At 49.7% G+C, this 8,599-nt stretch carries 10 protein-coding genes and 1 pseudogene; 3 read left to right on the top strand and 8 right to left on the bottom strand.

Translation table 11 applies throughout. The features are described from left to right. Window positions 1-147 precede the first annotated feature (147 nt). The 8 genes from ACLTOH_RS04575 to spoIIIAA form a co-directional block, all read right to left on the bottom strand. Entirely contained in the window at window positions 148-795 is a 648-nt protein-coding gene (locus ACLTOH_RS04575; protein WP_117464988.1) for a SpoIIIAH-like family protein, read from the bottom strand. 90 nt (window positions 796-885) lie between these two features. Continuing rightward, window positions 886-1,569, bottom strand: coding sequence for a hypothetical protein (locus tag ACLTOH_RS04580; RefSeq protein ID WP_022313646.1), 684 nt, complete (start codon window positions 1,567-1,569; stop codon window positions 886-888). A 77-nt stretch (window positions 1,570-1,646) separates the two neighbouring features. Beyond that, window positions 1,647-2,114 (bottom strand): stage III sporulation protein AF, encoded by a 468-nt coding sequence (locus tag ACLTOH_RS04585; RefSeq protein ID WP_022313644.1) that lies wholly within the window; start codon window positions 2,112-2,114, stop codon window positions 1,647-1,649. Window positions 2,115-2,118: 4 nt separating this feature from the next. Continuing rightward, the gene (locus tag ACLTOH_RS04590; RefSeq protein WP_022313643.1) at window positions 2,119-3,168 is read right to left on the bottom strand and encodes a stage III sporulation protein AE; all 1,050 of its coding nucleotides are present in this window, start codon (window positions 3,166-3,168) and stop codon (window positions 2,119-2,121) included. A 13-nt stretch (window positions 3,169-3,181) separates the two neighbouring features. Continuing rightward, entirely contained in the window at window positions 3,182-3,568 is a 387-nt protein-coding gene (locus tag ACLTOH_RS04595) for a SpoIIIAC/SpoIIIAD family protein (RefSeq protein WP_022313642.1), read from the bottom strand. An 11-nt stretch (window positions 3,569-3,579) separates the two neighbouring features. Continuing rightward, on the bottom strand, window positions 3,580-3,774 hold the full coding sequence (gene spoIIIAC, locus ACLTOH_RS04600) for a stage III sporulation protein AC (RefSeq protein ID WP_022313641.1): 195 nt from the start codon (window positions 3,772-3,774) through the stop codon (window positions 3,580-3,582). 46 nt (window positions 3,775-3,820) lie between these two features. Next, window positions 3,821-4,336 (bottom strand): stage III sporulation protein AB, encoded by a 516-nt coding sequence (locus ACLTOH_RS04605; protein ID WP_022313640.1) that lies wholly within the window; start codon window positions 4,334-4,336, stop codon window positions 3,821-3,823. Then, the gene (gene spoIIIAA, locus ACLTOH_RS04610) at window positions 4,312-5,223 is read right to left on the bottom strand and encodes a stage III sporulation protein AA (RefSeq protein WP_022313639.1); all 912 of its coding nucleotides are present in this window, start codon (window positions 5,221-5,223) and stop codon (window positions 4,312-4,314) included. Before spoIIIAA ends, ACLTOH_RS04605 begins: the two co-directional genes overlap by 25 nt. Window positions 5,224-5,449: 226 nt before the next feature. On the opposite strand from spoIIIAA, the gene trkA reads away from it, so the two are divergent. The 3 genes and pseudogenes from trkA to ACLTOH_RS04625 all read left to right on the top strand — a co-directional run. Beyond that, window positions 5,450-6,808 (top strand): Trk system potassium transporter TrkA, encoded by a 1,359-nt coding sequence (gene trkA / locus ACLTOH_RS04615; RefSeq protein WP_117464847.1) that lies wholly within the window; start codon window positions 5,450-5,452, stop codon window positions 6,806-6,808. Between the two features lie 20 nt (window positions 6,809-6,828). Continuing rightward, complete coding sequence (locus ACLTOH_RS04620) at window positions 6,829-8,274, top strand: TrkH family potassium uptake protein (RefSeq protein WP_118537159.1); 1,446 nt, start codon at window positions 6,829-6,831, stop codon at window positions 8,272-8,274. A gap of 125 nt (window positions 8,275-8,399) precedes the next feature. Then, window positions 8,400-8,599, top strand: a pseudogene (locus ACLTOH_RS04625) (hypothetical protein); the annotation flags it as partial.

Below are 8,599 nucleotides of genomic sequence, written 5' to 3' on the forward strand. Positions count from 1 at the left end.
ATCCGCTCATTTTCTTCGAAAATGGCTGCTTGCTCATGTGGTACGGGTTACGAATTCAAAAAGCCTCCTGCAAGCAAGCTTGCGTAGGCTTTTTAATTGTAACCCTTGGTATCATAACATAATTTTTCCCCTATGTACACAAAAATATCACTGTGCAATGGTGCTGATGACGATATTTTCCGCCGCAATATCCGTCTTTCTTTTTACGATATCTTCGATCTGTGCCCGCTGCACATCCGTCAGTTCTGCGGCATTGACCACCACATCCACGGCATCCCCGTTGATGCTGACCACAGCTTCACTGAAACCTTTCGCCTGCAAAAGCACCTCGGCCGCCGCTTCCTTTTCCGCGATATCAGTCATGCGCACCATGCTGTCCACTGCTTCCTGTTTCTGGGCATCGCTGAGCTCAGTACTGTTGATAATCTCCAATAAGGTCTCTTTATTCCGGGCTCTGGTCTGCTCCTTGGAAAGCCTTGCAGCAGACAGTACCTCCACACCGTTCGTTCCGGTCAACACTGCTTCCCCGGGAATCTCCCCTTCGTCCGGCGTAGCCTCTGCCACCTGCATATCTTCATCCAGATAATCTTCCATGACGATCTCCACATCCGAATCCAGGCTTTCCATATCTGTGACAATGTCTGTGGAATCCACTGCACTGAGATCTTCTGTATTATCCGACGCCAGATACTCCTTTTCCAGGTTGGTCCCCGCAAACTGCAGATAACCTGCAATGGCTATCATGATGGCAAGTGCGGTAATCATAAGCTGATTCTTCTTAATTAAGTTTTTCACTGCGTTCCCCTTTTCCAAAGGCCTGTATCTGCCTTCTTGATTTTATACTCTATTGTATGTACCCGTCTGTGCGGATATGTTTCCTGTGACTCATTTTTCCAACACCTTGACTTTGTGGGCTTCCACACCGAAAAGTGCCTGTGCGATCTGCGTGATTTCACTGGTCATATTGCCTTTTCCGGCTCCTTCCGCCACCACCAGCACCCCCTCCACTTGGGGTGTGATCGTCTTCGCTACAAACGGTGTGCCCTGACTGCCGTCCTGATAGACGGTCTGGTATCCGGTATTGGAAGAACTCACGGTGCGGGTTCCTCCGGCGGAGTCCTGTTCTTCTGTCTGGGAACGATCCGCGGTCATGTCTTTTTCCACAATTCTTTCCTCCGAGGATTCCAATGTGATCATGACTTCCACCTCTCCCAGTCCCCGGACGGATTCCAGCATTTTCTTCAGTTTTCCCTCCAGATAGGCGGTATATTCCTCCGCGCTTCCCGCTGCCACCGCCCGGGTTTCGGTATCTACCGCCGTCTCCTGTTCCCCGGTTGTCTGCGAAGGAGAAGTGAAAATTCCGGCATTGTACTGTTCTGCAGTCTCTGTGCCGACGGAAGCTGCCTGTGGCTCCTCCTTTTTCACCGGCAGGGCGATGATAAACAATAGGACACCCAACAATACCAGAATCAACAGGTTGTCCCGACGGAACCATTTCGGAGGGCCGGAACCGCCTGCACCGTTACCTGTACCAATGCTGCCTGTGATCTTTTCCCAGAATTCACCCATTGCTTCTCACCTCTTTTTCTTCCCTGGCTCCGGTTTTTCTACCGTCATTTTCCTTAGCTCTCCGGCAGACTTCTCCATCATTCCAGCCGGATTGGTGCAATGTCCACATGGATTCCCTCCGTTTCTGCATTTTCCCTATCCGTTTCCTTCTGATCCGATACTTCCCCACTGTTTTCTCCTGTAACAGCTCCCTGTGCAGAATCTTGCTCCCACACATTTGCCGGGTCATATCCTTCCCCGGCTTCCTGCGCCACAGCAGCTGCCGTATTCCCGATCTCTTCCTGCGACTGTTCTGCCTGTTCGGAGGCCCGGGTCAGCACGGTCTGCAATTCTTGCATAAATCCTGTCACCTGTTCTTCTGCATTCCAGCCGTCTCCGCCGCCGAACATGGTCAGAACAGGCTGTAACAACTGCAGCAACAGCATAACGGATAATAACAGTTTCAAATATTTATCGTAGGACTCCTTCGGTCTGAAATGCACTACGGTCTGTGCACAGATCAGGAAGATCCCGGCCTGTCCGATCACCCGGTATAACCATTGCATCCTCTTACCTCCCCCTGCTTCCGATAGCTAATAGTGCCAATGTGATCAGAAACAACAGCATGGCTGTGCCCGCAGTACGAAACAGAAGCATCCCTGCATTTCCCATATGATCCGTACAGTTGGTCACTCTTTTATCGCTGACGATCCCCATAAAAGCTGCCGCACACTTGATCAAAAACGCAGTAAACAAAATCTCCAGAAGCGGAGCCGCACACGCCGCCAGAAGCAGTAACAGCAAAAGTACGCCGATGCTGTTGCGGATGACAACGGCTGAACCCACCGCCAGCTCCAGAAGCCCGTCTGCCGCATTTCCGATCCCCGGCAGTGCCGAAAGTGCCTTTTCCACGGCGGAGGTCTTCACGGAATCCAATACCGGTGTGATCAATGACTGGAACACACTGATCCCCGTGACCACTCCCAGAGAAGCCTTGAGAATCCAGCCCACCGCCTTTTCCAGAAGTTCCGTCAAAAGTGTCAGCTTTTCCTCCACCCAGATCCCGTTGATCATGGTCAACAGGCCATAGCAGTAAATCAGTGGTAGTACCACACCCAACAGTATTTTTTCCGTACCATAGATCAGAAGTAGCATCAGCTGATACCCGGCTCCCACTGTAGCCGGCCCCGAGGCCACTCCCACCGCAAGAAGATACGTAGGTACCATCAGCCTTACAAACAACACGATATTTTCCACCGTCTCTCTTGCGGTTCCCAGAATCCCGGAAAAACATTGCAGCAGGATCACTCCCATGAGCAGATAGATAAAGTAAAAGCTTAAATCCGCAATCTGATGTTTGTCGAAAACCTCCACGAAATGAATCAGCAGTGCAGAAAGGATCCCCAGTACGATCAGCCAGATCAGAATATTTTTCCTGCCCGCAGCAGATGCTCCCATTCCCTGTATCACTTCCTGCAACAGGGTTCCCGCTGCCCCCAGCACATCTCCCTGCAGCAGTTGTCCCATCAATTCCGCCACGGAGATCCGTGAGGCCGGAAACAGCTTCTGCATCCCTTTTTCCAGTTCTTCCATGCCATATTCCTGCCACATTGCATCCATTGCTCCCTCACTCTTATAAAATACCATAGATCTGTCGGATCACCGTAAGCAGAATCGGCAGTCCCGCAAACAGTACCGAAAGTTTTCCCAGAATCTCGATCTGATCCGATACCGCTGCGAATCCGGCATCCTTGCAGATTCCGGCGCTGAATTCACACAGGTAGGTGATCCCCACCACTTTCATCAAAATACCGAGATACCCTTTTGCATCCCCGAGGTACTGCTGTAATCCCGCAAACTCCTCCAGCAACTGTCCCGTCAGCCCCAGCACATAGGAAAATACCAGCACACTCAGGGCAAATCCGATCAGCAGCGTATATTCCGGCCGCTGTTGCCTAAATTGTATGGCAAAAAGAACTCCGGCGATCCCAAGCAATGCAATCTTAATGATCTCGGACATATTTCCTCCTATTAAAACGAAAACAGAGTCTGTACGGTATCAAACAGATCATAGATATACGGAACGATCCAGCTAAGAACCAGGATCAGTCCCGCAAGGCTGACGAGAAAAGCATGTTCCTCCCTGCCGCTGTGTTTTAAGACCTGGCTGAGTATCGTTACAAGGATTCCTACCGCAGCTATTTTAAAGATCAGTCCTATTCCCATCTTTCCCCGTCCTTTTCTCTTCTCTCTGTGGTCTCCGGAACCGGCATCAGACTAACAATAACAGTATCAGCAGACCGCTCATGGCTCCCAGTCCTACGGAGAGCCTGCATTTCTGTGTAATTTCCCGCTGCTGCATATCCGCCGTATGTTCCAGTCCCTGTCTGGACAATTCGATACTTTTTATCTGCATCGTTTCATCCGCATAGCCCTCTTTTTCCGCAAAACGCAAAAACTCTTCAATGTCTTCTTTTTTCAGAGGAAGCATCCGCAGCTGTCTGCGAAAGCTTTTCTCCGCCAGTTCCAGAAAACCAGCATCCTCCGTCTCCGCATATTCACGGTATACTTCGGTGCAGATCTCTCCCAGCCTGTCTTTCCGTTGTCTGCCGGTCTGTCGGCAGCATTCCGGAAGTGTTGACCCGTTGTACCGGATCTCACTGATCCACTGTTCCAGAATGCGGATGAGTTCCCGGATCGTATATAATCTTCCTAAGAATTGCTGCCGATACCACAGTCCCATTCCAAAGCATCCCAACAGAATCAGAAATCCTCCGAGCATCTGCATTCCATCCGTCCCCTTCCTTTTAAGATCACTATGCGGTCAAATATCTGTCGCAGGCAGGATTCACCCAGGCGCTTTGCTGCGTCCGTCTCGTCCGTTCCATGCAGAGTGGCCAGCAGACCGCAGCCGCAGGCCGCTGCTTTTTGTAAGGCCCGCCTGTCCGTTTCCTCCCCCAGTTCATCCACTGCAATGACTTGAGGTGACATGGAACGCAAAAGTAATAACATCCCCTGAGCCTTGGGACAGCCATCAAGCACATCCGTCCGCATCCCCAGATCATTCTGAGGTCTTCCCAGATAGCTTCCCGCCAGCTCCGAGCGCTCGTCCACCACTCCCACCCGAAGTCCCGCACCATACGTATTACCATCGGAAATCTGACGGATCAGATCCCTGAGCAGAGTGGTTTTGCCGAATCCCGGAGGCGATACAATCAGGGTATTCTGAAATTTTCCTTTCTTATATAATTTTGGCAGGATACCGTCAGCTGCTCCCCGGATCTCATGGGCGACCCGGATATTGATAAACGCAATATTTTTCAGAGTGCGGATCACTGTTTCATTTTCCAACACAGCCTGTCCGCACAATCCGATCCGGTGTCCGCCTTCCACAGTCAAAAAGCCCTGTCTGATCTCATCGGCATAAGCATACACCGAATCCTGACACAGCCAGGCGATCAACTCCCGTATCTCCGCTTCCGTCACCAGATGCGCTCCGTAAGGATGCTCCTGCCATTCCCCGCCGTTATTTAAGAAATAATCTCCTCTCGATGTTTCCACGATCACCGGCCTGTCCACACGTAGACGGATCTCGCAGATTTTTCCCCCATTATCCGCTGTCTTCTGCCAGAATGCTCTTCTCTTTTGCGGAAAAATACGAAGCAGGCTGTCCATGTTTCTCCTCCCGTAACTATTCAGAACCTCATGCGCAAAATCGTTCCTTCGGAACTTCTCCTTTGCGAATGCAGGCATTCATCAAGACTTAGCTGATATTTAATGCTCTGAATAGTTACAATATATGTCTCCGTGGACAGGATATTCCTTTCAATCTTCTCTTTTTTTCTATAGTGTGGTATAATAAGCGATAACTGTTTTTATGACTTTTGTTTTGGAGGTTTTTATGAACATAATCATTGTGGGCTGTGGCAAGGTTGGCTACACCCTGGTAGAGCAATTAGGCGGTGAGAATCACAATATCACCGTGATCGATACCAATGAGGAAAAGGTGAATTCCATCACGGATGATCTGGATGCCATGGGCATCGTGGGCAATGGTGTCAGCTTCCAGACACTGTCTGAGGCCGGCATTGACCATGCGGATCTGCTGATCGCCGTGACCGGATCCGATGAGCAGAATCTTCTGTGCTGTGTCATTGCGAAAAAGGCGGGACATTGTAAGACCATCGCCCGTGTCCGCAATCCTATCTACAATAATGAGATTGCTTTTCTGCGGGAAGAACTGGGGCTTGCCATGATCATCAACCCGGAGCTGTCCAGTGCCGCCGAGATTGCCCGGATCTTCCAGTTTCCTTCTGCAGTTAAGATCGATACTTTTTCCAAGGGAAGGATCGAGCTTCTGCATTTCCGCGTGACCCATGACTGTCTCTTAAATAATTATGAACTGATCCATATCCGTACCACCTTAAAATGCGATGTACTGGTATGTATGGTCACCAGAGATAATCAGGTGCTGATTCCCCGGGGTGATTTTGTCTTCCGGGAAGGCGATGTGGTAGCTATTGTGTCCACTCCTCCCAAGGCCAATGATTTCTTCAAAAAGATCGGTATCGGCGCCGGCAGGGCACGTACTGCCATGATCGTCGGTGGCGGAACCATTGCTTATTATCTGGCAAGAAGACTTTTAGAAGTCGGCATCCATACCAAGATCATCGATCAGGATCCCGCTCGCTGCGAGCATCTGAGTGAACTGCTGCCCAAGGCTTCCATTATCTGCGGTGACGGTACGGATGAACGTCTTCTGATACAGGAGGGGCTGGAGAACGTGGATGCTTTTGCTGCACTGACCGGACTGGATGAGGAAAATATCCTCCTGTCACTGTATGCGAAACGGACTTCCCGCGCAAAGGTAGTCACCAAGATCAACCGTATCAACTTCAGTGGTGTCTTAAGTGATATCAAGCTGGATACGATCTCCTATCCGCGCCTGGTAACTGCAGATATGATCATTAAATATGCACGATCCATGAATGAATCTCTCAACAGTAATGTGGAGAATCTGTATAAGCTGGAAGACGGTCATGCAGAGGCACTGGAATTCTACATCAAAGAGGATTCTGCCGTTACCAATATACCTCTGAACCGTCTGCACATCCGGAAAAATATCCTGGTCTGTTCCATCGTCCGCGGAGGACAGGCTATTATTCCCAGTGGTCAGGACGAGCTTCATGTAGGCGATTATGTGGTCGTAGTACTGACACATGCACGGCTGAATGATATTAAAGATATTATTGAAGGGTAATTTTGTAGAAGGACACTATCATGAATTTTGCGATATTGAGTTTTATTATCGGATTTATTTTACAATTTGAAGCTTTATTCTTACTGCTTCCCTGGATCGTGGGTATGATCTACGGAGAATATCATGTGGCACTGATCTATCTGGTGACCGCAGCTGTTTGTTTCATTTTAGGAAAATTGTTAAGTTTCAGGCACACAGGACGTTTTAAGGAATTGTACGTCAGGGAAGGCTTCACTGCCGTTGCCCTGGGATGGTTTGTCATGTCTGTTTTCGGTGCTATTCCCTTCGTTCTCACCGGAGAGATTCCTTTTTATATTGATGCTCTCTTCGAGACGATCTCCGGCTTTACGACCACAGGTTCCAGTATCCTGTCCGATGTGGAAGCACTCAGCTATGCCAGCCTGTTCTGGCGCAGCTTCACTCACTGGATCGGCGGTATGGGCGTATTTGTATTTATTATGGCGATCCTGCCGATGATGGGTGGCTCCACCATGAACCTGATGCGTGCGGAGAGCCCCGGTCCTTCCGTCAGCAAGCTGGTACCGAGAGTACGGGATACTGCGAAAATCCTCTATGGACTTTATATGGCGATCACTGTTCTGGGCGTGATCATGCTATGCCTGTGCGGTATGCCGTTGTTTGATTCCCTGTGTACGACCTTCGGCAGTGTCGGCACCGGTGGTTTCGGTGTCAAGAACAGCAGTATCGGCGGTTACTCTCCACTGATACAGAATGCAGTAACGATACTTATGATCTTAAGCGGTGTCAATTATACGGTATATTTCTGTCTGTTAAGCAGGCAGTTTAAGGAAGCTTTTTCCATCGAAGAAGTTCGTTGGTATTTTTTGATCATTTTCGCCAGTGCTCTGACGATCGCCTGGAATATCCGCCCGCTCTATGCAACTTTGGGAGAGACACTGCGGCACTCCTTTTTCCAGGTAGGAACGATCATCACCACCACCGGATTTGCCACCACGGATTTCAATATGTGGCCGCAATTGTCGAAGACGATCCTTCTGCTTCTGATGATGATCGGAGCCTGTGCCGGCAGTACCGGTGGCGGTATAAAGGTATCCCGTGTGCTGATCCTCTTCAAGGCGATCCGCAAGGAGCTGTCCATGATGATCCATCCCCGGATGGTGAAAAAGATCAAGATGGACGGACACAATCTGTCCCACGAGACGCTTCGTTCCACCAATGTCTATATGACGGCTTATTTTATCGTACTCTTCGTTTCCCTGCTGATCGTCTGTCTGGACGAATATGACCTGAGCACAAACTTTACCGCAGTACTGGCCACCCTGAACAATATCGGTCCCGGCCTGGAGTTAGTCGGTCCCACCCAGAACTTCGCATTGTTCAGTCCTCTGTCCAAATGCGTGCTGATGTTCGATATGCTGGCCGGACGACTGGAACTCTTCCCCATGCTCGTGATCCTGCTGCCGTCCTGCTGGAAGAAATATTAATTCCTTAATCACAAAAATGAGTCTGTGATGACATTTTTAATCGTCACACAGACTCATTTTTTCATGCATACCTCTAATCAAATGTTGACCGAAATGAGAACGCTACATATCATTACAATCATTATATGATGTCGGGGTCAAAAGCCCCCGACTTTGATGCCTACGGATTGTTCCGTGCTACGCACTCCCACGTCTCTGCTCCGCTTCGGTCCGTGCTAGACATGTGCCACTGGCACATAGCACCCTACCCAATATTCGCATATCGTGGGATTATCATCCCACTTTTATGCTCATATCGGGGCGGGTCCTAAGGTCTTTCACCCAC

This window comes from Waltera sp. (assembly GCF_046969025.1).
Taxonomy (GTDB): Bacteria; Bacillota; Clostridia; order Lachnospirales; family Lachnospiraceae; genus Acetatifactor; species Acetatifactor acetigignens.